19 protein-coding genes are annotated in these 22,430 nt (G+C 69.7%); 7 read left to right on the top strand and 12 right to left on the bottom strand.

The annotated features are described in order from the left end of the window. Window positions 1-32 precede the first annotated feature (32 nt). The 4 genes from IEY21_RS01720 to IEY21_RS01705 all read left to right on the top strand — a co-directional run bounded on the left by IEY21_RS01720 (window position 33) and on the right by IEY21_RS01705 (window position 4,244). Window positions 33-1,274 (top strand): N-acetylglucosamine-6-phosphate deacetylase, encoded by a 1,242-nt coding sequence (locus tag IEY21_RS01720; RefSeq protein ID WP_188900722.1) that lies wholly within the window; start codon window positions 33-35, stop codon window positions 1,272-1,274. Continuing rightward, window positions 1,271-2,314 (top strand): SIS domain-containing protein, encoded by a 1,044-nt coding sequence (locus IEY21_RS01715; protein WP_188900715.1) that lies wholly within the window; start codon window positions 1,271-1,273, stop codon window positions 2,312-2,314. Before IEY21_RS01720 ends, IEY21_RS01715 begins: the two co-directional genes overlap by 4 nt. Window positions 2,315-2,519: 205 nt before the next feature. Beyond that, window positions 2,520-3,692, top strand: a complete 1,173-nt coding sequence (locus IEY21_RS01710; RefSeq protein WP_188900713.1) for an ABC transporter permease — start codon at window positions 2,520-2,522, stop codon at window positions 3,690-3,692. Continuing rightward, window positions 3,693-4,244: a glycosyl-4,4'-diaponeurosporenoate acyltransferase CrtO family protein gene (locus IEY21_RS01705; protein WP_188900710.1), complete on the top strand. Its 552-nt coding sequence runs from the start codon at window positions 3,693-3,695 to the stop codon at window positions 4,242-4,244. Here IEY21_RS01705 and IEY21_RS01700 read toward each other — a convergent pair. The 4 genes from IEY21_RS01700 to IEY21_RS01685 form a co-directional block, all read right to left on the bottom strand. Further along, entirely contained in the window at window positions 4,234-5,487 is a 1,254-nt protein-coding gene (locus IEY21_RS01700; RefSeq protein WP_229752782.1) for a glycosyltransferase, read from the bottom strand. The genes IEY21_RS01705 and IEY21_RS01700 overlap by 11 nt on opposite strands. Window positions 5,488-5,607: 120 nt before the next feature. Then, window positions 5,608-6,762: an FAD-dependent oxidoreductase gene (locus IEY21_RS01695; RefSeq protein ID WP_188900708.1), complete on the bottom strand. Its 1,155-nt coding sequence runs from the start codon at window positions 6,760-6,762 to the stop codon at window positions 5,608-5,610. Next, a complete protein-coding gene (locus IEY21_RS01690; protein WP_188900706.1) occupies window positions 6,755-7,510 on the bottom strand; it encodes a class I SAM-dependent methyltransferase in 756 nt (251 codons plus the stop codon). The genes IEY21_RS01695 and IEY21_RS01690 overlap by 8 nt, the downstream gene beginning before the upstream one ends. Then, window positions 7,510-8,685, bottom strand: coding sequence for a type III polyketide synthase (locus tag IEY21_RS01685; protein WP_188900704.1), 1,176 nt, complete (start codon window positions 8,683-8,685; stop codon window positions 7,510-7,512). Before IEY21_RS01685 ends, IEY21_RS01690 begins: the two co-directional genes overlap by 1 nt. 310 nt (window positions 8,686-8,995) lie before the next feature. Between IEY21_RS01685 and IEY21_RS01680 the strand changes: the two genes are divergently transcribed. The 3 genes from IEY21_RS01680 to IEY21_RS01670 are packed head-to-tail and all read left to right on the top strand — an operon-like array spanning window position 8,996 to window position 11,885. After that, entirely contained in the window at window positions 8,996-9,967 is a 972-nt protein-coding gene (locus IEY21_RS01680; RefSeq protein WP_188900702.1) for an aldo/keto reductase, read from the top strand. Then, complete coding sequence (locus tag IEY21_RS01675) at window positions 9,961-10,878, top strand: NAD-dependent epimerase/dehydratase family protein (RefSeq protein ID WP_188900700.1); 918 nt, start codon at window positions 9,961-9,963, stop codon at window positions 10,876-10,878. The genes IEY21_RS01680 and IEY21_RS01675 overlap by 7 nt, the downstream gene beginning before the upstream one ends. Further along, window positions 10,875-11,885: an SDR family oxidoreductase gene (locus IEY21_RS01670; RefSeq protein ID WP_188900698.1), complete on the top strand. Its 1,011-nt coding sequence runs from the start codon at window positions 10,875-10,877 to the stop codon at window positions 11,883-11,885. The genes IEY21_RS01675 and IEY21_RS01670 overlap by 4 nt, the downstream gene beginning before the upstream one ends. 9 nt (window positions 11,886-11,894) lie before the next feature. Here IEY21_RS01670 and IEY21_RS01665 read toward each other — a convergent pair whose 3' ends face one another. The 8 genes from IEY21_RS01665 to IEY21_RS01630 all read right to left on the bottom strand — a co-directional run bounded on the left by IEY21_RS01665 (window position 11,895) and on the right by IEY21_RS01630 (window position 22,399). Beyond that, window positions 11,895-12,785: a C39 family peptidase gene (locus tag IEY21_RS01665; RefSeq protein WP_188900696.1), complete on the bottom strand. Its 891-nt coding sequence runs from the start codon at window positions 12,783-12,785 to the stop codon at window positions 11,895-11,897. A gap of 121 nt (window positions 12,786-12,906) precedes the next feature. After that, the gene (locus IEY21_RS01660) at window positions 12,907-14,274 is read right to left on the bottom strand and encodes a 3-oxoacid CoA-transferase (protein WP_188900694.1); all 1,368 of its coding nucleotides are present in this window, start codon (window positions 14,272-14,274) and stop codon (window positions 12,907-12,909) included. Beyond that, window positions 14,271-15,578: a thiolase family protein gene (locus IEY21_RS01655; protein ID WP_188900692.1), complete on the bottom strand. Its 1,308-nt coding sequence runs from the start codon at window positions 15,576-15,578 to the stop codon at window positions 14,271-14,273. The genes IEY21_RS01660 and IEY21_RS01655 overlap by 4 nt, the downstream gene beginning before the upstream one ends. A 313-nt stretch (window positions 15,579-15,891) precedes the next feature. Continuing rightward, the gene (locus IEY21_RS01650; protein ID WP_188900690.1) at window positions 15,892-17,400 is read right to left on the bottom strand and encodes a CoA-acylating methylmalonate-semialdehyde dehydrogenase; all 1,509 of its coding nucleotides are present in this window, start codon (window positions 17,398-17,400) and stop codon (window positions 15,892-15,894) included. A 148-nt stretch (window positions 17,401-17,548) separates the two neighbouring features. Further along, window positions 17,549-18,910: an aminotransferase class III-fold pyridoxal phosphate-dependent enzyme gene (locus tag IEY21_RS01645; protein ID WP_188900688.1), complete on the bottom strand. Its 1,362-nt coding sequence runs from the start codon at window positions 18,908-18,910 to the stop codon at window positions 17,549-17,551. 375 nt (window positions 18,911-19,285) lie between these two features. After that, window positions 19,286-19,999 carry a PucR family transcriptional regulator gene (locus tag IEY21_RS01640; protein WP_188900686.1) on the bottom strand — a complete coding sequence of 238 codons (714 nt, stop codon included), beginning with the start codon at window positions 19,997-19,999 and terminating at the stop codon, window positions 19,286-19,288. Window positions 20,000-20,102: 103 nt separating this feature from the next. Beyond that, window positions 20,103-21,338: a hydantoinase/carbamoylase family amidase gene (locus IEY21_RS01635; RefSeq protein ID WP_188900684.1), complete on the bottom strand. Its 1,236-nt coding sequence runs from the start codon at window positions 21,336-21,338 to the stop codon at window positions 20,103-20,105. Between the two features lie 44 nt (window positions 21,339-21,382). Then, window positions 21,383-22,399, bottom strand: a complete 1,017-nt coding sequence (locus tag IEY21_RS01630; protein WP_188900666.1) for an alpha/beta fold hydrolase — start codon at window positions 22,397-22,399, stop codon at window positions 21,383-21,385. Window positions 22,400-22,430 lie beyond the last annotated feature (31 nt).

The raw sequence follows: 22,430 nt of genomic DNA, 5'->3' as shown, positions 1-22,430 counted from the left end.
GACTCATTTTCAAAGTCCTGCAGGAGATTCCCATGACCACAGGTGCCGTTTTCAGCTCCGTCCGCCGCGCCGCTTCCGGGTCCCGGCCCTTCCGGTCAGATCCGCCCGCGGTCCCCGGCCGGGAAGGGCGGCGGCCCCCCGCGCCGCGCACGCTGGCCGGACAGGTCCTGTTGCCCTCGGGCGCGTGGCTGGCGGGCCGCGTGGCCTTCACGGACCGCATTGACCACATCACGCCCGATCCCGAGGCACCCACGGACCGGCTGATTCTGCCGGGTTTTATCGACGCCCATGTCCACGGCGGCGGCGGCGCAGACACCATGGACGGCGCGGCCGCAGTCCGGCGGGTGGCCCGGTTTCATGCCCTGCACGGCACCACCACGCTGCTGCCCACCACCATCACGCACCCCTGGGACGCGGTGATCGGGGCGTTGCGCGGCGTCCGCGAGATCATGGACGAGGGCGTGCCGGGCGGAGCCGACGTGCCGGGCGCCCATCTGGAAGGCCCGTTCATCAGTCCGGGGCGGCTGGGGGCCCAGCCCGCGTGTCCCCTGTCGCCGCTGCCCCACCTGATCGCCGAAGTGATCGCCCTCGGCGTGGTGCGGGCCGTGACCCTGGCCCCGGAGCTGCCCGGGGCGCTGGACGCGGCGCTGGCGCTGGCGGCCCAGGGCGTGCGCATCGGTATCGGGCACACGCGGGCAGACGCCCCGACCGTCACGGCCTTCTTGCAGGCCCTGCAGGCAGCGGGCGCCACGAGCTGTGCCACGCACCTGTTCAACGCGATGGGCGGCATCGAGGGCCGGACCCCCGGTGTGCCCGGCGCCCTGCTCGCCGACCCCCACGCCTTCATGGAGATCATCCTGGACGGAATCCACGTGGACCCCACCGCCTTTTTGCTTGCCCGCGCCGCCGCCCCGGAGCGCGTGACCCTGGTCTCGGACGCCATGCGTGCCACCGGTCTGGGCGACGGCGAGAGCGAACTGGGCGGCCAGACCGTGATGGTCCGCGGGGGCCGCGCGACCCTGGCCGACGGAACCATCGCGGGCAGCGTGCTGACCCTGGACGTGGCCCTGCGCAACGCCGTGCAGGCGGGCGTGCCGCTTCCCGAGGCCAGCCGCATGCTGAGCGCGGTGCCCGCCCGCTCGCTGGGCCTGAGCGACCGGGGCGTGCTGGAGCCGCAGCGGCGCGCCGATATGGTGGTCCTCGACGCCGACCTGGGTGTCCGGGCCGTGTATGTCGGCGGGCGGCCCATGCCCCTGCCGGAGTGTCACGCATGAACCCCGCTCCCTCGGCCGCCAACCCCCTGATGCTGCGCGAGGCCCGCGAGGCCCCGGAGGTGATCACCCGGCAGCTGGCCCACAACGCCGGAGCGGCCCAGGAACTGGCCCACACCCTGCGCGAACGCCGCCCTCCCTACGCCGTGACCCTGGCGCGCGGCAGCAGCGACCACGCCTGCACGGTGTTGAAGTACGCGCTGGAAACCCAGCTGTCGTTGCCGGTCGCCTCGCTGGGACCCAGCGTTCATACCCTCTACGGCACCCGGCTGGACCTGAGCGGGGCGCTGGTCATTGCGGTGTCCCAGTCCGGGGCCAGCCCGGACGTGGTGGAAAACGTGCACATGGCGCGCGAGGCCGGCGCGTTGACGGTCGCGCTGGTGAATGTGGAGGACAGTGATCTGGCGCAGACGGCCGAGTTCGTATTGCCGCTGCGCTGCGGCGAGGAGCGGGCGGTGGCGGCCACCAAGAGTTACCTCGCCAGTCTGACGGCCCTGCTGCCCGTGATCGCCCACCTCAACCCACACGGCGGCCTGATGGACGCCCTGCACGGTCTGCCCGAGGCCCTGCGCCGCACCCTGGAACTGGAGGACGCCGCCCGTGCGCTGGCGGGCCGCTACGCCTTTGCCCAGAACCTGCTTGTGCTCGCGCGTGGGCTGCACTACGGGGTGGCGCAGGAGGCGGCCCTCAAGCTCAAGGAAACCTGCGGCATCCACGCCGAGGCCTACAGCGCCGCCGAATTCAGCCACGGTCCCAAGCGCCTGCTTGCCGAGGGCCTGCCGCTCCTGGGCTTCGCTCCGGCCGATGCGGCGGAGGCAGCCACCCAGGCGGCTTACGCCGACCTGCGCGCGGCGGGAGCCGACCTGCGGACCCTGGGGCCGGCGGCGGGCAGCACCCTGACCACCCCCCCCACCGGCCACGCCCTGACCGACCCGGTGCCCAGCGCCCTGGCGTTCTACCTGTTTGCCGGCCACCTGGCCCTGGGCCGGGGGCTGGACCCCGACGCCCCGCCCCTGCTGAGCAAGGTCACACGGACGCGCTGAACACGGACGCGCTGCACCCGGACGCGCTGCACCCGGATGCGCGGGGCCTGGATGCACTGGGCCGCCCACGGCAGCGAACATGGCGGCCCCTCATGTTCGGGACGCTACCCTGCGTTCGTGATCCGGCTGCTGTGTGTCCGTCTGTGTTTCGTGTTCCCTCCGTTGTGAAGCGGCAGCCCCCCACCTCCGTCCGGCCGGAGTCCGCGTGAGGCCGGGTGACCTGTGGCGGCTGGCCGCGCTGGGCCTGCTGCGCCGGCCGGTGCGCGCCGCCCTGACCGCGCTGGGGCTGGCGGTGGCCCTGGGCAGCATGGTGGTCTTTCTGGCGCTGGGCGAGGGCCTGCGTGGAGTCTTCTCCGATGTGTTCGGCAGCGTGGGCCCCGACCTGCAGGTGACGCGGACGGTGGGATCGGCCCCCAACTTGTTGCCGCGCGCCGACCTGGACCCGGCGGTGCTGGACGACTTGCGCGCCGTCTCCGGGGAACTGGGCCTGAAGACCCTGCTGCCGGTGGCGGTCAGCCTGCGCCAGTCTCTGGACCCGGCCCAGAGTGCGGTGTTCTACGGCCTGCCGGCCGCTTCGGGTATCGGGGCGGTGTTCACGGGGGTACGTATTCAGCGCGGGCGCCTGCTGGGCCCGGGGGATGAGGGGCAGGACGTGGCGGTGCTGGGTGCCCGCGCCGCCCAGAACCTGGGGCTGACCGTGGGAGACACTCTGGCCGTCAACCGCCGCAGCCGCGCCCGCGTGGTGGGCATTCTGCAGGCCGGAAACACCCTGACCGATACCTTCACCTTTCTGCCGCTGGACAGCGTGCAGCGTGCCTTCGGAGCGGGAGATCAATTGTCGCTCGTGGCGGTCAGTCTGCGCCGCCCCGCCGAGGCCGGGCAGGTCGCCGCCGTCCTGAACGCGCGTCTGGGACCACAGGGCCTGACGGTCAGCACCCGCGCAGAGCTGCTGGGAACGGTGGGCAAGGTGCTGCGCAGCGCGGACGTGCTCAGCGGGGCGCTGTCGGTGATCGCGCTGCTCGTGGGTGGGCTGTCGGTGGTGAACACGGTGATGATGGGTGTGTTCGAGCGCACCCGCGAATTCGGGACGCTGCGGGCCATCGGGGCGCGCCCGGCCTTCGTGCGGGCGCTGGTCCTGACCGAGACGCTGCTGCTCTCCGCGGCCGCAGGGGTGGCCGGCCTGGGCCTGAGCCTGCTGGGGGTCCGGGCCGTCAATGTATACACCCGGCATCTGGCGGGCATTGACGCGGCGGCCCTGACCCCCCGCCTGGCGTTGCTGGCCCTGGTGGTCGCCCTGGCCCTGGGCCTGCTGGCCGGCGTGTTTCCGGCCCACAACGCCGGTCGCCGGTCGGTCACGGCCGCCCTGGACCGGCCGTAAATGGTCGGGCATGGAGCCCGGACCCGGGGGGCTGCGGCGTGGGGCCGGGTCGCGCTGGCCGCGCTGCCGCTGGTCGGCGCGGCCTGGGTCTGGGGCCGGGTGATGGGGATTCACCACCTGGGCTTCGTGCTGGGCCTTCAGGTGCTGCTGATGTGGTGGGCGCTGTACCTGCTGCACACGGCCCGCCCGGGCCTGAGGGGAGGGTGGTTCCATGTTCACGGGTGGGAGGACGCGCTGTATCAGCGCCTGGGCGTGCGTGCCTTCGGGACGCTGCTGCGTACCGTGGGCTGGGAGCGGGTGCGGCAGCGCGCCCGGGGCTTTGACGGTACCCGGGCGTCCCTGCGCCGGCTCGAACACTCCACCCGCGAGGCGGAATACAGCCACCTGCTGCTTGCGCTGGTCTGCGTGGCCCTGAGCGGGGGGTTTGCCGGGTGGGGGGCCCCCGATACGGCCGGCTGGCTGCTGCTGACGACCGTGCCGGTGCATCTGTACCCGGCTCTGCTGCAGCGCAGTGTGCGCGGGCGGCTTCAACGGGCCGGAATCAGTCCATGAGGGCGGCGCGTGTGACGGGCCGGCCGGTGCGGGCCAGCTGCTCGAGCAGCGCGGCGGCCTCGGCGGGGGCGTCGTGCGCGCGCATCGCGCGTCCCAGTTCGCCCGCCCGCACGCGCTGAGGACTGTTCCCGAGCACGGCGAGCACCGCCCGGCGAAGGCGTTCGGGGGTGGGGCGGCTGGTCTTGAGGTTCAGCCCCGTGCCGGCGTGGGCCACCCGCGCGGCAACCTCGGTCTTGTCCTCGGAGCGGCCGGCCGCCACCACCGGAACGCCGTGGGCCAGCGCCGCCTGTACGCCGCCGTAGCCCCCGTTGGTCACGTACACGGAGACGTGTGGCAGCACGGCGTCAAAGGGCACGAAGGCTGCCGCGTGGGCATTGGCCGGCAGCGTGTCCAGCACCCGGCGCTCGCGTACGCCCGCGGCGATGACCTGCACCTGTTCGTGGGCCAGGGCCCGCAGCGTCGGCACGATGAGTTCACGCGCGTCGGTGGCCAGGGTGCCCTGCGTGACGAGCACCACCGGCCGCCCGCCGGAGACGATCTCCGGCCACCACGGCGGCAGGGCGGCGTGTGCGGGGGCCGGCGGCGTGAGGGGTCCGATGAAATGCAGCTGGGGGGGCAGGTCACTCTGTGGGTACTCGAACTGCGGCACGGTCGGCTGCAGCATCAGGTGGGGCGAGACCGGCGGAGCAAAGGCGCGGGGGGGCAGGTTCAGCCGCCGGCAGACCGCGTTCAGGTCCCGGGTGGCGCCCCCGAAGATCAGCGACTGCGCCGCCCAGTGCAGCGCCCGGTTGCGTCCGCGTCCCCAGGTGGTGGCCGAGGGAGCCAGCCCCAGGCCGAAGGGCGCGGTGTCGCGGCTCTGGATGCCCAGCGGCAGCACGCCGAGCAGGGCGCACGGCGGCCCCCCCTGCTCGGCATGCAGCAGCGCAGCCACCAGCGTCTGGTCGGCCAGCACGGCGTCGGCGGGCCAGCGGGCCTGCAGGTCGCGCAGGTCCTGCACCCCTGCCTCGATCTGTCCGATGAAGATCTGCCGGATGTCGAAGTGCAGCTGGCGCAGGCCGCGCCGCTCGTCGCGGCCGGGAAAGCTCGCGCCAAAGGCGGCGTCGTCGAAGTCGCGGGCATGTACAAACGGCTCCAGCCGGGCGCCGGTCGCCTGTACCTGCGCGGCGTACTTGGCCCCGGTGTACCAGCGGACGGTGTGTCCGCGCCGCACGAGTTCGCGGGCAATGGGCAGCAGCGGCAGCACGTGGCCGGCGATGGGTTGTGAGGCGATCAGAATGCGGGACAGGCCAGACCTCGGGGCATGGGGGAAGAATGCCGGCCTGTCACCACTGCCACAGGCGGGAGGCAGTCTACCGTCCGCGCCTCACAGCCACTGCATGGTGAAGGCCCGCGCGAGCAGCGGTGCGCTGGCCGGCGAGAGCAGGCTCCGGACCAGCTCCTCGCGCGCGCGCTGCGTCCGGGCCCCCACCGGCCGGCCGGCCGACATGTTCAGCTCGGCCTGCCGGGCGGCAACCCGCGCCGAACGCAGCCGGGCGGGGCCAAAGCGGTTCAGCGCGCCGCTGCTCCGTTGCGGACCGTCCAGCGCCTGCACAAGCAGTGGGGCCAGCGCGGCGGCGTCCAGCCAGCCCAGATTCATGCCCTGTCCTCCGATGGGGCTGACCACGTGCGCGGCGTCTCCAATCAGGACGCTGCGCCCCACCACCATTTGGGGCACGCGGTGACGGCGGACCTCAAAGGCGCTGAGCATCTGACACTCGGCGGCCGGCACATACAGCCCCGTTCGTGCCAGAACTGTCGCGCTCAGGTCCCTGGCTGTGGCCTCCGTGTGCAAGGTGGAACCTGTGTGGACCACCCAGCGCCGGCCACCGCGCGGCAGGGGAAAGGACTCGACCACCCCGCCCGCCGTGAGCGACACCAGCGCCGTAGTGTTCAGCGGCGTGGTGTCGGGGAAATCCCCCATCAGGTACTTGTCGGGATAGACCTTGCCCGGAAAGGCCAGCCCCAGCGCTTCACGCACGCGGCTGCGCCAGCCGTCGGCCCCCACCACGAAGCGGGCGGTGAATTCGCGGCGCGCTCCGTTCTCAGCGGCCACCACGCGTACCTGTGTGCCGTGCTCGTGCAACTCCTGCACCTCGACCCCCGGGCAGTACGCGCCGGGTGCGAGTTCGGCAAGCCGCCGCCGCAGCACTGCCTCGGTGTCCCGCTGCGGCAGCGACAGGACAAAGGGATGGTGCGCCGCCGCGCCCGATTCCAGCGTGGCGAAGTCCAGTTCGCCCAGCACCCCCCTTTCCCCAGTGACCAGTCCGCGCAGAATGGGGAGACCGGCGTCCAGCATGGGCCGGGCCAGGCCCACGTCTCCGAATGCCGCCAGGGCAGGTGGATGGATGCCGATGGCGCGGGAATGGCCGCCGGGCCGGGAGCGGCTTTCCAGAACCTGCACGGCCACGCCGCGCGCCGTGAGCAGACACCCCAGAAACAGCCCCACCGGTCCGCCGCCCACGATCAGCACGTCAGGCACGCGCGGGGGCCCCAGTATCTGAGAGCGCAGTGGCCGCGTCGTACAGCAGCAGGTTGCGGTACGGCGGCAGGGTCTGCACCTGCCAGCCGGGAGGAGCCAGCGCCGCCAGCTCGGGAGCCGTAAAGCTGCGCCGGATGGAGCGCAGCCCGTCGACACCGATAAAAGAACCGCGAAACAGCGGCGCGACCCCCACCCGGAAGGCCGCGTAGGCCAGCGGGCTGCGCTGGATGTCACTGTGAACGGCCAGCCCACCGCCCCGCCCCTCCGCGTCCCGGCACAGCGCCTCGCTGTCGAGCAGCACGGTCCTGAGTTCCGCGTCGGTCAGGTGGTGAAGCAGATGGTTGGAGGTCACAAGATCGAAGCTGTGGCCCTGGCGCACCAGATCGCCGCTCAGCGCCTGCCGGAAGGTCAGGCCCGAGACGGGTGGCTGCGCGGCCGCATATGCAATGGCCCGCGCGTCGGCGTCGATGGCGGTGATTCTCAGGGTAAAGCCGTCACGTGCCGCCCAGCGTGCCAGCGCCCGCGGCACGTCGCCGCCGCCGCAGCCGATGTCCAGCAGGCGGTGGGGCCGGTCCCGGGACAGGCGGGGGCGCAGGTGCTGCCGGTATACCCGCCCCCAGCCTGCCACCAAGGAGTTGACCGATCCGAACTGCGCGTACGTCCGGCGCAGTCCGTCCAGATCGCAGGCCGGGTCGTCCATCAGCTCGCTGAGCTGCGTGTCGCGGCGCTGCAGGGACAGCCAGCTCATCAGGCTCCGGCGAGGGCAGGAAGGTCACGCGGCGTTCCGGCGGGCACGGCCACGCCCAGCTTGGTCATCAGGCCGGTTTCCACCGTCAGGCCGGGTCCGAAGGCCATCGCACACACCCGTTCGCCGTCCCCGGCCTGTTCCAGCAGGTCGCGCAGGATGAACAGCACGGTGGCGCTGCTCATGTTGCCGTGCTGCCGCAGCACCTCGCGCGAGGGCCGCAGCTGGTCGTCGCTGAGGTTGAGGCTGCCCTGCACCTTGTCCAGGATGCTGCGCCCCCCCGGGTGAATGGCCCAGCGCTCCACCCCGGCATGTCCGGCCTCGGCCAGCGCCGGATCGCGCGCGAGCAGCGGCGACAGTGCGCCCTCGATGTGCGACTCGATGATGGACGGCACGTAGGTGCTGAGCACCATGTCATACCCCTGGTCCCCGATGGTCCAGGCCATCTCGGCCTCGCCCACCCCGACCGGCGTGAGGGTGGTTTCAAAATGGTCTAGGCGCAGCGCCCGCGCTCCGGGGGCCGGGGGGCGCGCACTCACCACGGCGGCGGCGCAGCCATCGGCGAACACCGAGTTGGCAATGATGGTGTCCGGATCGGCCGAGGAATGCATGTGCAGGGTACACAGCTCGGCGCTGATCACGAGGACGGTGGCGTCCGCGTTGGCCTCACAGAAGGCCTGCGCCATCTTCAGGGCCGGGAAGGCGGCGTAACAGCCCATGAACCCCACGTGAAAACGTGCCACGTCCGCACCGAGGTTCAGCGCCCGCACCACCGCATAGTCGGGCCCCGGCGCGAAGAATCCCGTGCAGGACACGGTGATGACGTGGGTGATGTCGTTCGCCTGAAGGCCGCTGCTCTCCAGCACCCGGCGGGCCGCCTCCACGTACAGCCGGGTGGCCTCGGCAGTATACACCACGTTGCGCGTGCCGGTACTGGGGGTCAGCATGCGGCCGCTGGCCGGGTCATAGAACAGGCCCGGTTCCTCGTCGGCCTCCCGCATAAAGTCCTGAACCACGCTGTACCGCTGGTCAATGCCCGAAGCATTGAAGGCCGCCCCCGTCAGGCGCTGGCCCAGCCGGTCCAGTTCGGGCTGGGCCTTGATGACGTCGCGGATGCGCGACTGCGGATACACGTGGTCAGGAAGCGCCACGGCGACGTCGTGCAGGAAAACGGACATGGTTCACTGTAGAGGCTGGATCTGACGGCATGTGGGGATTTATGACAAGAAACGGGCAATGAAGCCCCCGTGAACAGGACATCCGTCCCAGACGCGCGTGACGGGCAGTCCGGACAGGGAAGGGCAAGCACGCCGCCGCTGGCCCACATCTGGGGACAGCGGGCCGGTGCGGGTTGCCCGGTCCCCGAAGGAGAAGCAGGCTGCAATGATGAATGGTCGGTCCGGATGACGGAGCGGGGTCTGCGGGTGTAGCGTCACCGGGACAGCATTTTGCCCACCTGCATCTTCCGCGCTCCCGAGGAGGCACGCCATGGAATACCGTCATCTGGGCCGCACCGGCCTGAAAGTCCGCCCCCTGTGCCTGGGCACCATGAACTTCGGTCCCGAGACCAGCGAGCAGGACAGCCACGCGATCATGGACGCGGCGCTGGACCGGGGCGTCAACTTCTTCGATACCGCCAACGTGTATGGCCGCCAGCCCGGCGAGGGCGTGACCGAGCAGATCGTGGGCCGCTGGCTGGACAGAAATCCCGGTCACCGCGACTGCATCGTGCTCGCGACCAAGGTGTACGGCAAGATGGGTGACGGGCCCAATGACCAGCGGCTCTCGGCCTACCACATCCGCCGGGCGTGCGAGGACAGCCTGCGCCGCCTGAAGACCGACCACATCGACCTGTACCAGATGCACCACATCGACCGGTTCACCCCCTGGGAGGAGATCTGGCAGGCCATGGAACAGCTGGTGCGCGAGGGCAAGGTGCTGTACGTGGGAAGCAGCAACTTCGCGGGCTGGAACATCGCCCAGGCCAACACGCTCGCCGCGGGGCGCCACTTCATGGGTCTGGTCTCGGAGCAGAGCCTGTACAACCTGTCGGCGCGCACCATCGAGCTGGAAGTCATTCCAGCGTGTCAGGCGCTGGGGCTGGGCGTGATTCCCTGGAGTCCGCTGGGTGGGGGACTGCTCGGCGGAGTGCTGAAGAAGGTGCAGGAGGGCCGCCGCGCCACTGAGAACATGCAAAAACAGATTGAAAAGCACCGCCCCCAGCTGGAGCAGTACGAGGCGCTGTGCGGTGAGCTGGGTGAGTCACCCGCAGATGTGGCGCTGGCGTGGTTGCTGCGTCAGCCTGCCGTGACGGCCCCGATCATCGGGCCGCGCACCGCCGGGCAACTCGACGGAGCGCTCCGGGCGCTCGACATCCAGCTGACCGGTGACACCCTGAAACGGCTGGACGAGATCTGGCCCGGACCCGGTGGTCAGGCTCCGGAGGCCTACGCATGGTAGCGGCGCCACAGGGTCCGGTCGTCCTGACCGGTGCAGCGGGCCGGGCCGGTCGGGCAACCCTCCAGCATCTGCTTGAACATGGGTATGAGGTCATTGCGGTGGATACCCAGTCCATCCCCAGACCGAACGGCAATTTTCCCGGTTCTCTGAAGGACGCCCTGCGCGCCGATCTGACCGATCTGGGCCAGACGCTGGAAGTCATGCACGGCGCGGGCAGCGTGATTCACCTGGCGAACATTCCCGCGCCCGGCCTGCAGGCCGCGCATCACACCTTTGTGCAGAACGTGACCATGAACCACAGCGTTTTTACGGCGGCGACCATGCTCGGCTTGCAGCGGGTTGTGTGGGCATCCAGTGAGACGACGCTGGGCCTGCCGTTTGACGTCCCGCCCCGCTACGCCCCGGTGGACGAGGCACACTATCCCCATCCGGAATCGTCGTATGCCCTGAGCAAGGTGCTGACCGAGACGATGGCGCAGGACTTTGCGCGCCGTTCGGGGATTCCCTTCGTGGCCCTGCGTTTCTCCAACATCCTGGGTCCAGGAGAGTACCGCCGCTTTCCCGAGCTGGCGTGGCCCGACCCGCACGCGCGCAAGTGGAACCTGTGGGGCTACATCGACGAGCGGGACGCCGCGCTGGCCTGCCGCCTGGCGATGGAGGCCCCGCTGTCCGGGGCAAGCAGTTTCATCATCGCCGCCGCCGACACCGTGATGCCGGTGCCCTCGCGCACGTTGATGGAACAGGTTTTTCCGGAGGTGCCGCTGCGGGAACCGCTGGATGGTTTCCAGACCCTGCTGGGCATTGACCATGCGCGGCGGCATCTCGGGTTTGAGCCGCAGCACCGCTGGCGTGACACGCTGGGTGGGGAGGGCGCAGAGGAGGGCTCAGGCGCCCAGGGAAGAGAGCCATGAAGGTCTTGTTTATCGGCGGAACGGGCATCATCAGTTCGGCATGTTCGGAGCGGGCCCTGGCGCAGGGCATGAACCTGTACCTGCTGAACCGCGGAGAATCTTCCCGGTTGGTGCCGGCTGGAGCCACGGTGCTCCGCGGCGACATCCGCGACCCGAGCAGTGCGGCGCGGGCCCTGGGCGACCTGAAGTTCGATGTGGTGGTGAACTGGGTGGCCTTCACCCCCGAGCACATCGAGACGGATCTGGAAGTGTTCCGGGACCGCACCCGGCAATACATTTTTATCAGCTCGGCCTCTGCGTACCAGAAGCCGCTGGGCCACCTGCCCATCACCGAATCCACCCCCCTGCACAACCCCTTCTGGGGGTACTCACGGGATAAGATCGCCTGCGAGAACCGCCTGATGCGCGCCTACCGTGAGGACGGTTTTCCGGTGACCATCGTGCGGCCCTCACACACCTATGACGCCACCCTGCTGCCGATGGACGGCGGCTATACCGTGGTGGACCGCATGCGCCGGGGCAAGCCGGTGATTGTCCACGGAGACGGCACCTCGCTGTGGACCCTGACCCACCACCGCGACTTTGCGGTGGGCTTCGTGGGGTTGCTGGGCCGATCCGCCGTGATTGGCGAGGCCGTGCAGATCACGTCCGACGAACTGCTCACCTGGAACCAGATCTTTGAACTCGTTGCCGGAGCGGCCGGAGTCACGCCACAGCTCGTGCATGTGCCCTCGGATGTGATCGCCGCCTTCGGACCGGACTGGGGCGCGGGCCTGCTCGGGGACAAGTCCTACAGCGTGGTCTTCGACAACACCAAGATCAAGCGGCTGGTGCCCGGGTACGTGGCACGTATTCCCTTCTCGCAGGGCGTCCACGAGATTCTGGCGTGGTATGACGCCGATCCGGCGCGGAGGGTGGTGGATCCGGAACTGGACCGGTTGATGGATGACATCATCGAGCAGAGCCAGCGGGTCCGCCCTGGGAGGACGACGGCAAGGGGCGAGTGACGCTCCGCCTCAGCCGTCCAGGGCCTGACTGGCCAGATCGCGGAACTTCAGCAGCTCCTTGCTTTTGGGAAACGCCTTGAGTCCCCGGGCCGTCAGCTCCAGCGTCCGGGTGTAGTACCCGGCCTGCAGCCACGCCTCGAAGGCCTCCTGGCGGTACAGGTAATACAGGGTGGGCACGCCCAGATTCACGGCGCGGTCAAACTGCTCGGCGGCCAGTTTGACGCTGCCCAGCCGCAGGTTGGCCTTCGCCAATCCCCACCACGCATAGGGATCGCCGGGCCGCGCCCGCACCGCCTCCTCACCGTCCCGCCGGGCATGCTGCCAGTTGGCCGTGACATTGAAGTTCTCGCCCATCGCTGCCCGCACCTGCGCCTCCTGGGCGGGCGGATAGGCCACCAGATATTCGCCGTTGTAGAAGTGCCACAGCTCTGTGAGCTCCGCCTCGCTCAGGCTCAGGGAGGGACCGCGCAAGGGATCGCTGGTCAGGAAGCGTCCGCCGCTGTAACCGTAAACAGTGCGGAAATGCGCGACATTGCTGCCCGCCCGCAACCGCTGCTGGACCACCACGGGGAACCCGCGGGACACCAGTTCACGCAACACCTGAGGGTCGCCCGCATACCGAATGACGCTGCGCAGCCCAAACCGCCCCAGGTAGGCGGCGAGTTCCAGGCTGGTCACCTGCGGATCACCGGGATAGTCCTTCAGGGCGCTGGCTGCGCTGGCCTGCGTGACGCGCGTACCGTAGTACCCCAGCACCGTCAGCGCCGTCACGGGCGCGCAGTTGTCCGGCCCCTGGTACTCGTGGCGGATGGCCTTGAGGGTCACGCTGGCGGGCAGGGCGCTCGCCGCTCCGCCCAGGACGGAACACGCCAGCCACACACGGGAGAGGACTCGGAACATACGGCATTGTCGCGGAAGCGGGGCGGGCGTGGTGACGGCGGAACGGCCACAGGCTTGAGCCAGTATTCAGGCATGCCACAGAGGTTGAACGGGCGGGCCCGGAGCCGGGCTGTGGACCGCCTCAGACCACGACGGCCTCGGCCTCGCCCAGCCGCTCCACGAATGCCGCCCCGGTGGTGGCACGCACCTCCTCCAGCGTCGCGCCGGGCATCAGTTCGGTCAGGGTCAGTCGGCCATCCAGGAACTCGAAGACCGCCCGGTCGGTGATCACCATCCCGACCCGTCCGCGCGCGGTGAGGGGCAGCGTGCATTCGGGCACCAGCTTGGGCGTGCCGTCGGGGTCGGTGTGCTGCATGGTCACGATCAGGCGCCGCGCCCCGCTCGCAAGGTCCATCGCGCCGCCCACGCCCAGCAGCGGTTTTCCGGGCACGGCCCAGTTCGCCAGGTTGCCGGCCTCGTCCACCTGCAGCCCGCCCATGACCGCCACGTCCACATGCCCTCCCCGGATCATGCCGAAGCTGTGGGCGCTGTCAAAGTAGCTTGCGCCGGGCAGCGCTGTGACCGGAATCTTGCCCGCATTCACCGGGTAGTCCAGGGCGCCGCCGTCCTCGGGCGCGGGACCGACGCCCAGCATGCCGTTCTCGGTGTGCAGGTTGACGCGGTGTTCGGGGGTGATCAGGTCGGCGACCAGCGTGGGAATGCCGATGCCGAGGTTCACCACGTCGCCGGGACGCAGTTCCTGCAGGGCGCGGCGGGCCATGTTCAGCCGCGCCGGGTCTACCCGCTTGGCTCCGCCGCGCACGTCCGCGCTGCTGCCCAGATCGTCCAGGGTGAGGTGGGCCTGCACCAGATAATCCACGTACAGCCCCGGCGTGTGCACCGCCTCCGGCGGAATCTCGCCGACCTCCACGATCTCTTCGACCTCGGCGATCACGAGGTCGGCGGCGGTGGCCATCGCGGGATTGAAGTTCTGCTCGGTCAGGCGGTACTGCAGGTTGCCCGCGCGGTCGGCGCGCCACGCCCGGATCAGGGCCACGTCGCCGCGCAGGGCGGGCACAAAGACCATTTCCTGTCCGTTCAACACGCGCACGTCGGCGTTCCCAGCGATCACGGTGCCGGCGGCGGTGGGGGTGTAGAAGCCGCCGATGCCCGCGCCGCCCGCCCGCAGCGCCTCGGCCAGCGTGCCCTGGGGAATCAGCTGGACTTCCAGAGAGCCGTCCTGCGCCGCCGCCACCGCCTCACGGTTGGAGGTGAAGAACGAGCCGATGGCCTTTTTCAGCTGCCCGTTGCGCAGCAGGCGGCCCCCGCTCAGGCCCGCCTCTCCCACGTTGTTGCCGACGAAGGTCAGCCCGCGCACCTCCGTCTCGGCCAGGGCATGAACCAGATGCACCGGGTTGCCGGTCATGCCGAAGCCCCCGACGAGCAGGGTCTGCCCGGACCGGACCAGCGCGGCGGCGTCCTGCGCCGTGATGACCGGAACCGGTTTCACGCCTCCACCCGCTCCAGAATGGCCGCCTCACCCTGCCCAACCCCGATGCACAGCGTCAGCAGGCCGTAGCGTGCATTGCGGCGCCGCAGCTCGTGCGTCATCGCCACGGCCAGCCGCGCGCCGCTCATGCCCAGCGGATGCCCCAGCGCGATGGCCCCGCCGTTCACATTGACCTTCTCCGGATCCAGCCCCAGTTCACGGATGACCGCCAGCGCCTGCGCGGCGAAGGCCTCGTTGAGTTCGATCAGGTCCAGATCGGCCACGCTCAGGCCGGTGCGCTCCAGCACCTTGCGGGTCGCCGGAATGGGTCCCAGGCCCATCACGCGGGGGTCCACGCCCGCCGCCGCCGCCCCCACCCAGCGCGCCAGCGGCGTCATGCCCAGCTCGCGGGCCCGGCCCGCGCTCATCAGGACCAGCGCCGCCGCGCCGTCATTCAGGCCCGAGGCGTTGCCCGCCGTGACGCTGCCGCCCTTGCGGAACACGGGTTTCAGGCCCGTCAGCTGCTCCGCGCTGGTGTCCAGCGTGAAGGTGTCGCCGTCGCGGGTGTAGCGGGGATGCTCGTCGGTGTCGAACACGGTCACGCCCTTGCGCCCCTTGATCTCGACGGGAACGATCTGGTCCCGGAAGTGCCCGGCATTCAGCGCCGCCACCGCCCGCCGCTGCGATTCCAGCGCGAAGGCGTCCTGGTCCTCACGGGTGATCTCGCCGCCCGCGTAGGCCCCGTCACGGCTGCGCTCCACAATGTTTTCGGCGGTTTCGCCCATCGCTTCCAGCGGAAACAGCTCCTGCATGGCGGGGTTCGGAAAGCGCCAGCCCAGCGTCGTGTCGTAGGCGGTGACGTTTCCGTTGGCAAAGGCCTGCGCGCCCTTGGGCATCACCATGGGGGCGCGGGTCATGCTTTCCACCCCACCCGCCACATACACATCACCGTCACCGTTGCGAATGGCGCGGGCCGCCGTGTTCAGCGCGCTCAGGCCCGAGGCACACAGCCGGTTGACGGTCAGCCCGGCCACCGTCTCGGGCAGGCCGGCGAGCAGCGCGGCCATGCGCGCCACGTTGCGGTTGTCCTCACCCGCCTGATTGGCGCAGCCCAGAATCACCTCCTCGATGTGGGCGGGGTCCACGCCGGCACGCGCCACCGCCGCCTTGACCGCCACGGCGGCGAGGTCGTCGGGGCGGATCGAGGACAGAGAGCCGCGAATCGCGCCCACCGCCGTCCGCACGGCGGAGACGATCACCACATCGTGGTCCTGAAGTTCGGAGGCGCTCAATGCTGGGCGGTGTGCTGGAGATTGCTGGGTCATATTCTGGAACTCCTGGGCACTTCCCGGTTCAGCCGGGGAAGGGCGTGGGGTGGGGACGATGGTTGAGGGTCAGGGCAAACGGTCGGCCCAGTCTAGCCGGGCAGACGCGTGGGGCGTCCGGTCCGCAGCCGCCTGCCCGGCAGCCGCGCCCCGCGCCCTCCCGACCCGGCAGCGCATACCGGCGAAGAGCACCTAGAATCCCGGGATTCTAGATGCTCCTTCTGGACGCGTCGGATGGGGAAATGCCCGGCCACAACCGTTCGGGCGCCGTTCCCGGCATTCGGGCGGGCGAGAAATCAGGGAAGGGCCGACCTCAGCGCGTCTGCGGAAAACCCAGGTCCACCCGGCTGCCCGCCGGATCGGGCCAGCGCGAGGTGACCACCTTGCTGCGGGTAAAGAACTTGACGCCCTCAGGACCGTACATGTGGGTGTCTCCAAACAGGCTGGCCTTCCAGCCGCCGAAGCTGTAATAGGCAACCGGAACGGGAATGGGCACGTTGATGCCCACCATCCCGACTTCCACGTCGAACTGGAACTGCCGGGCCGCGCCGCCGTCGCGGGTGAAGATGGCCGTGCCGTTGCCGTACTCGTTGTCGTTGATGAGCTTGAGGCCCTCGGCGTAGCTGCCGGCGCGCACCACGCACAGCACCGGGCCAAAGATCTCGTCGTCGTAGGCGTTCATGCCGGGTTTCACGTCGTCGAGCAGCGAGACTCCCAGGAAGAAACCGTCGCCCTCGAACTGGGCCTCGCGCCCGTCCACCACCACCCGCGCTCCCTGTTCCTGCGCGGAGGCGACATAGCCCGCCACCCGGTCCCGGTGTTCGCGGGTGATCAGCGGCCCCATCTCGTTGCCGGCCACGTCCCCGGGGCCGATCTTGAGGGCGGAAATACGTTCCTCGATGGCGCTGATGAGTTTGTCGCCCGCGTCCCCCACCGCCACGAGCACGCTGATCGCCATGCAGCGCTCGCCGGCCGAGCCGTAGGCGGCCGACACGGCGGCGTCGGCCGCCATGCCGATGTCCGCGTCGGGCAGCACGAGCATGTGGTTCTTGGCTCCGCCCAGCGCCTGTACCCGCTTGCCGTGCGACGTTCCTTTCTCGTAAATGTACTGTGCGATCGGTGTGGAACCGACGAAGCTCACGGCGGCGATGCCGGGATGTTCCAGCAGGGCGTCCACCGCTTCCTTGTCCCCATGGACGACGCTCAGCACGCCGTCGGGCAGACCCGCTTCCTTCAGGAGTTCGGCCAGGAAGAGGGCGGCCGAGGGGTCCTTCTCGCTGGGCTTGAGGATGAAGGCGTTGCCGCAGGCCAGGGCGTTGGCGAGCATCCACAGCGGCACCATCGCCGGAAAGTTAAACGGTGTGATGCCCGCCACCACGCCCAGCGGTTGTTGGATGGAATACACGTCCACCCCGGTGCTGACACCCTCGGAGTAGCCGCCGCGCAGCAAGTTGGGAATACCGCAGGCGTATTCCACGTTCTCCAGTCCGCGCGCGATCTCGCCCAGCGCGTCGCTGTGCACCTTGCCGTGTTCGCGGGTGATGATGCGGGCGAGGTCATCGCGCCGCGCCGACAGCAGTTCGCGGAACCGGAACATCACCGCCGAGCGCGTGCTCAGCGAGCTGGAGCGCCACCTGCGGGCGGCGGCGGTGGCGACCTGTACCACGGCGTCCACCTCGGCCCGGCTGGCCAGGGGCACCTGCGCCTGAACCTGCCCGGTGGCCGGGTTGTAGACGGGGGCGCTGCGGCCGGACTGACCCTCTGCGGGGGCGTTGTTCAGCCAGTGGGTGAGGGTCTGGGTTTTTTCGGCGGTGGATGTCATGGGGCCTCCGGATGGGGAAAGGGGTGGGTGGGGGTCTGGCCGGGAACAGCCCGTCGGGTGGGCTGCCCCGCGTCAGCGGGCGGACGCCCCGGAGAGCTGCGGTCCAGGGTTGCGGCGCGCGCCTGGGGCTTTCGGTGGGCCGGAGTCCTCAGTCCGCCGCCACCGCTGCGGCAATCGTCTGGTCCACCAGCGCCAGGGCCTCCTCGTACACGTCCAGTCCGGCGTCCAGTTCCTCTTTGGTGACCACCAGCGGCGGGCAGACCCACAGGAAATTGAAGCGGCTGTAGGCATAGACGTGCCGGCTTCTTAGGTGCGCGGCGAGCTGTCCCATCTCCGGTGACGTACCGCCGAACGGGGCCAGCGGCTCCTTGGTCGCTTTGTCGCGCACCAGTTCCAGCACCGAGAACAGGCCCTTGTAGCGCACGTCGCCCACGCAGGCGTACCGGGCCTTCATGGCTTCCAGCCGCTGCCCCAGGTACGCCCCCAGTTCCAGCGCGTTTGCGAACAGTCCCTCATCCTCGTAGATCGCCAGGTTTTCCACGGCGGCGGCGCAGCACACCGGATGGCCGCTGTAGGTCAGGCCACCCCACAGCATATGGGTGTCGAAGTAGGCGGCGATTTCCCGGGACACAATCACCGCGCCCAGCGGCATGTATCCGCTCGTCAGCCCCTTGGCGCAGGTCACGATGTCGGGCTTGATGCCGTAGTGCTGGGTGGCCAGCCACTTGCCGGTGCGCCCGAAACCGCTCATCACCTCGTCGGTGATCAGGAGGATGCCGTACCGGTCGCACAGCGCCCGCAGTTTGGGGTAATAGTCGTCGGGCGGTACCAGCAGGCCGTTGCTGCCGGTGATGCCCTCGACCAGAATCGCGGCGATGGAATCCGGCCCCTCCATCTGGATGACTTCCTCGATGTGCGATACGCACTCGCGCCCGCACGAATCCGGCGTCTTGCCAAAGGGGCAGCGGTAGCAGTACGGGTCGAACACGCGCACCACGCCCGGCACCCCAGGTTCCACCGGCCAGCGCCGGGGATCGCCCGAGGCAGTCATGCTGCCCATGGTCGCGCCGTGGTACGAGCGGTAACGGGTGATGATCTTGTCGCGGCCCGTGACGAGGCGGGCGATCTTGATGGCGTTCTCGTTGGCCTCCGAGCCGCCCAGCGTGAAGAAGGTCTTGCCCAGCCCGGTCACCTCCGAGAGCTTTTGGCCCAGCTGTCCGCGCGGCTCGGTGGCAAAGCTCGGTCCGGCAAAGCACATCTGATCCACCTGCTTCTTGATGGCTTCCAGCATGCGCGGGTGCTGGTGGCCGATGTTCAGGTTGATCAGCTGGCTGGAGAAGTCGAGCCAGGTGTTGCCGTCGCCGTCATAGAAATGGCTGCCCTTTCCACCGGTCATCACGGGCGGCAGCGCCCCGCCCTGCACCGACCATGAGAACATGGTGTAGTCGCGGTTCTGCTGGGCGATGTCGTGCGCGGAGGCGACGGGCGGGCGCGGTTCGGTGCTGGTCATGGGTGGACCTCCGGGAAAACGGGAAAAAACGGTGCGAGTTGTGGACGCACTGTATTGTCCGCCTCCTGCCGGGTGGACTCAAGAGACAGGGTGTCCAATCCACCGCTTCCGGTTCTCCAGTCCGAACCACGCGGCCTCAGAGCAGCGGGTGAGGTTCAGTGTGCCAGTGATGCCTTTCTGCAGATTCACCGACCCGTCCGGCGCGTCCGGCTTCACGGCGTCCGGTCAACAGATGCCGCATTCGGCCTCCGCCGCCTCGTCCTGGGGCTGCGTGGTCCGTCCCGGCCCGCGACCCTGCCGCGGGTGTGCGTGCTGATCGCGGAGGTGGAGGGCGTGGCGGTGGACCGGTGAATCAGAGGGGAACGGCGAATTCCGTCAGGGGGTGCCTGTGCCCACCATGTCCAGCGCCAGCAGCAGGCCCAGCTGTCGCCGGGGATCGCTCAGGTCGCCCAGCATGGCGCGCAACTGCTCCAGGCGGTAGTACACCGTCTGCCGGCGCACTCCCAGCCGGCGGGCGGCTCCGGCCACGTTGAAGTTGCATTCCAGCAGCGCCCCCAGGGTCCCGAGCAGGGTCAGGCGCGGGCGCGCCGGCAGGGCCAGCAATGTGCCCAGCTGCGCGGTCAAGAAGTCGCCGCTGCGCCCCGTTTCATACAGGGCCTCCAGCAGCGGAGCCAGCGATGACGCCGCCGCGTGGACCGGGGGCCGCAGAATCCGGGCGTGGGCGGCGCGGGTCAGCTCGGCAAAACTCACCTCCTGCCGGAAGACGATCAGCGGAAAGTTGCAGTGGTGGGCGGCCGACAGTGCGGCGGGCGGCACCGCCCTCACCTCGCGGACCAGTTCCAGCGCCAGCCCCTGCGCGCCGCCCACGGCCAGAGAACGGATGTATGCCGCTGCCTCGGCCTCGCCCGCCGCCATCAGCGGGACGCCGGTGCTGAGCAGCAGCTCGCCGCCGCTCAGGAACCGGGCCGCGTCGGCAATTTCCGAGACGTGGACCCAGGTTACCGGCTGGGTCAGACGGTCCTGACCGCTGCAGACCTCTGCGCCCGCGAACGCCGGAAGGGTCAGCAGATCGGCGAGGCTAGGCAGCATGCTGAGGCCGGGAAGGAGGGGCGGGGACGGGCAAGGTCACGGGAACTCCTGGCGAAGGGAGGAGGGGCAGGGGAGGGCAGACAGCGGAGGGGCCGGGCGGCACTCAGCGCCGGCTGACCAGCCACTGGATCGTCCGGCTCGTCAGGCGGTCAAGTGCCTGCACGCTCAGGAGCAGGTGTTCCTCCTCGGTGTCTTCGATGCTGTTGTGGCTGATGCCGCGCAGGCTCTGCACGAACAGCATGACCGTCGGAATGCCCGCACGGGCCACCTCTGCCGCGTCGTGCAGCGGGCCGCTGGGCAACAGGTGGCTTTGCGGCACGATATCCAGGATCGCGGCGTCGGCGGCCTCAATCAGCTCGGGATGAAAGGGAATGGGCTCGATGTTCCACAGGTCCCCGAAGGTCACGCTGCAGCCGCCGTCCTCGGCAAAGCGGCGCGCGGCTTCCTGCGCTTCCCACCACATGGCGGCCAGATGTTCGGCGTTCAGGTGCCGCTGGTCCAGCGTGACCTCACAGGTCTCCACAACGCTGGTCACGATGCCCGGAAGCGTCTTGCAGCTGCCGATGGTACATACCCCGCCGTGCCGCTCGGCGATGGCGTAGATCTCCTGTGCAAGCTGTCCGGCGGCCCGGAAGGCGTCGCGCCGCACGTTCATGGGCGTGCTGCCCGAGTGGGCCGCCTGACCGTGAAAGGTAATGGTGTGCCGCTCGACCCCGAAGGTGCCCAGCACCGCCCCCAGGGGCAGCCCCAGGCCCTCGAGCACCGGCCCCTGCTCGATGTGCAGTTCCAGGTAGGCCCCTGCGTTTTTCAGTTCATCGCGGGCCTGCGGAGCGTCGGCGAGCGTGATGCCCACACGGGCCAGGGCGTCTTCCAGGCCCACTCCGTCACGGTCCCTGAGTTTGCGCATCTCGGCAAGGTCGATGTTGCCCCCCGCCGCGCTCGAACCGTACAGGCTGCGGCCAAAGCGCGCGCCCTCCTCGTCGGCCCAGTCCACCAGCCGCACCGTCACGGGGGGGCGGCCCTGTTCGCTCAGGCGGCGCAGCACTTCCAGGCCCGCCAGGGTGTTCAGGCAGCCGTCCAGCCAGCCGCCGTTGGGCACGCTGTCGATGTGCCCGCCGATCAGCAGTTCCTGTTCCGAGTCGCCCCGCAGGGTCGCCCACAGGTTGCCCGCCGCGTCGGTGTGGACCTCCACAGGCAATTCGGCCAGCTTCTCCTTGAGAAAGTCGCGCGCCCTCACCCAGGTGTCGGTGAAGGCCACCCGCTGCGCACCGTGCTCGTCACCGGTCAGCTCACGCAGGGCCTTGAGTTCCTGGACCGTCCGTTCGGGATCTAGAGGCATGATCCACCTTACCCAAAAAGCGGTCTGTGGGCTTCAGGGAACGGTTATTCCGCCAGCCAGCCGCGCACCGCCGCTTTGAGGAAGGCCAGTTCCTCGGGCAGGCCGGCGGGACTGCCCGCGCGGTGACCCCACACCGAGGGAATAGGCCGCAACTCGCCGCGCCGCAGCTGAGTGAGCTCGGCGGCGTTGTCGGCCACCCGGAAATACAGGTCGGTCTCGCCGGGCATCAGCAGCACCCGCGCCTCAATGGCCCCCAGCGCCGCGGCGAGGTCGCCGCCGTAGCGGTCATTGGCGCTGATGTCTCCGTGGAACCACGTGAGCGCCTGGGCATACAGATTCGCCGCGTCGCGGGCCGCAAAACTGGCTTCCCAGTCGGTCTGCAGATAGGTGTCCAGATCGGGTGCGCCCAGGACGGTGCGAAACAGCTCCTGGCGGTAAAAGTCCTGGCTCAGGCCCCAGCCGGCATAGATGTGACCGAACGCTCTGAGCGAGGCGTGCGGCACCGCGCTGAACTGGCCACCTCCGACATACTCCGGCGCAGCCTCCAGCGTTCGCAGCAGCCCGGACAGGAACACCCGGTTGTGTGGGGCGGTGCGGGCGCTGCCGCACACGACGATGGCCCGCTCGACCCGATCGGGAAAAAGCGCCGCCCAGTGATACGCCTGCATGGCGCCCATCGAGAAGCCGTAAACGGCCGCGAGGTGCGTGACCCCGAAGACCTCGCGCAGCAGCCGCTCCTGCGCGAGCACGTTGTCGCGCACGGTCACCACCCCCGGGTACTCCGGCGTGTCTGCTGCCCCCGACGACACGCCGTTGGAGAACATGTCGGGAATGACGATGAACCACCGCTCCGGGTCTAGCACCCCGTCCGGGCCGATCAGCCAGCTCTGGCCCGCGTGCGTGGCCGTGTAGCTGCACGGATACACGATCACGTTGTCGCGCGCCTCGTTCAGGGTGCCGTGCGTCTGCCATGCCAGCCGGGCGCTGCGGATCACGCCGCCCCGTTCGGCGGGCCAGTCGCCCAGCTCGAACACCCCTTCCTGCACGGGCCAGGAGCTCATGCGGCCCGCCCGAGCGGAACGGAGGAGGGGA

The sequence above is a fragment of the Deinococcus aerophilus genome (assembly GCF_014647075.1).
GTDB lineage: Bacteria > Deinococcota > Deinococci > Deinococcales > Deinococcaceae > Deinococcus > Deinococcus aerophilus.
The sequence above is the reverse complement of the archived record's forward strand: the minus strand, read 5'-3'. Positions and strand labels throughout refer to the sequence as shown.

Coding starts and splice junctions, on each gene's coding strand:
- IEY21_RS01720 (WP_188900722.1), top strand. CDS start 33: ATGACCACAGGTGCCGTTTTCAGCTCCGTCCGCCGCGCCGCTTCCGGG.
- IEY21_RS01715 (WP_188900715.1), top strand. CDS start 1,271: ATGAACCCCGCTCCCTCGGCCGCCAACCCCCTGATGCTGCGCGAGGCC.
- IEY21_RS01705 (WP_188900710.1), top strand. CDS start 3,693: ATGGTCGGGCATGGAGCCCGGACCCGGGGGGCTGCGGCGTGGGGCCGG.
- IEY21_RS01690 (WP_188900706.1), bottom strand. CDS start 7,510: ATGAGCTGGCTGTCCCTGCAGCGCCGCGACACGCAGCTCAGCGAGCTG.
- IEY21_RS01685 (WP_188900704.1), bottom strand. CDS start 8,685: ATGTCCGTTTTCCTGCACGACGTCGCCGTGGCGCTTCCTGACCACGTG.
- IEY21_RS01680 (WP_188900702.1), top strand. CDS start 8,996: ATGGAATACCGTCATCTGGGCCGCACCGGCCTGAAAGTCCGCCCCCTG.
- IEY21_RS01675 (WP_188900700.1), top strand. CDS start 9,961: ATGGTAGCGGCGCCACAGGGTCCGGTCGTCCTGACCGGTGCAGCGGGC.
- IEY21_RS01670 (WP_188900698.1), top strand. CDS start 10,875: ATGAAGGTCTTGTTTATCGGCGGAACGGGCATCATCAGTTCGGCATGT.
- IEY21_RS01665 (WP_188900696.1), bottom strand. CDS start 12,785: ATGTTCCGAGTCCTCTCCCGTGTGTGGCTGGCGTGTTCCGTCCTGGGC.
- IEY21_RS01655 (WP_188900692.1), bottom strand. CDS start 15,578: ATGACCCAGCAATCTCCAGCACACCGCCCAGCATTGAGCGCCTCCGAA.
- IEY21_RS01650 (WP_188900690.1), bottom strand. CDS start 17,400: ATGACATCCACCGCCGAAAAAACCCAGACCCTCACCCACTGGCTGAAC.
- IEY21_RS01645 (WP_188900688.1), bottom strand. CDS start 18,910: ATGACCAGCACCGAACCGCGCCCGCCCGTCGCCTCCGCGCACGACATC.
- IEY21_RS01640 (WP_188900686.1), bottom strand. CDS start 19,999: ATGCTGCCTAGCCTCGCCGATCTGCTGACCCTTCCGGCGTTCGCGGGC.
- IEY21_RS01635 (WP_188900684.1), bottom strand. CDS start 21,338: ATGCCTCTAGATCCCGAACGGACGGTCCAGGAACTCAAGGCCCTGCGT.
- IEY21_RS01630 (WP_188900666.1), bottom strand. CDS start 22,399: ATGAGCTCCTGGCCCGTGCAGGAAGGGGTGTTCGAGCTGGGCGACTGG.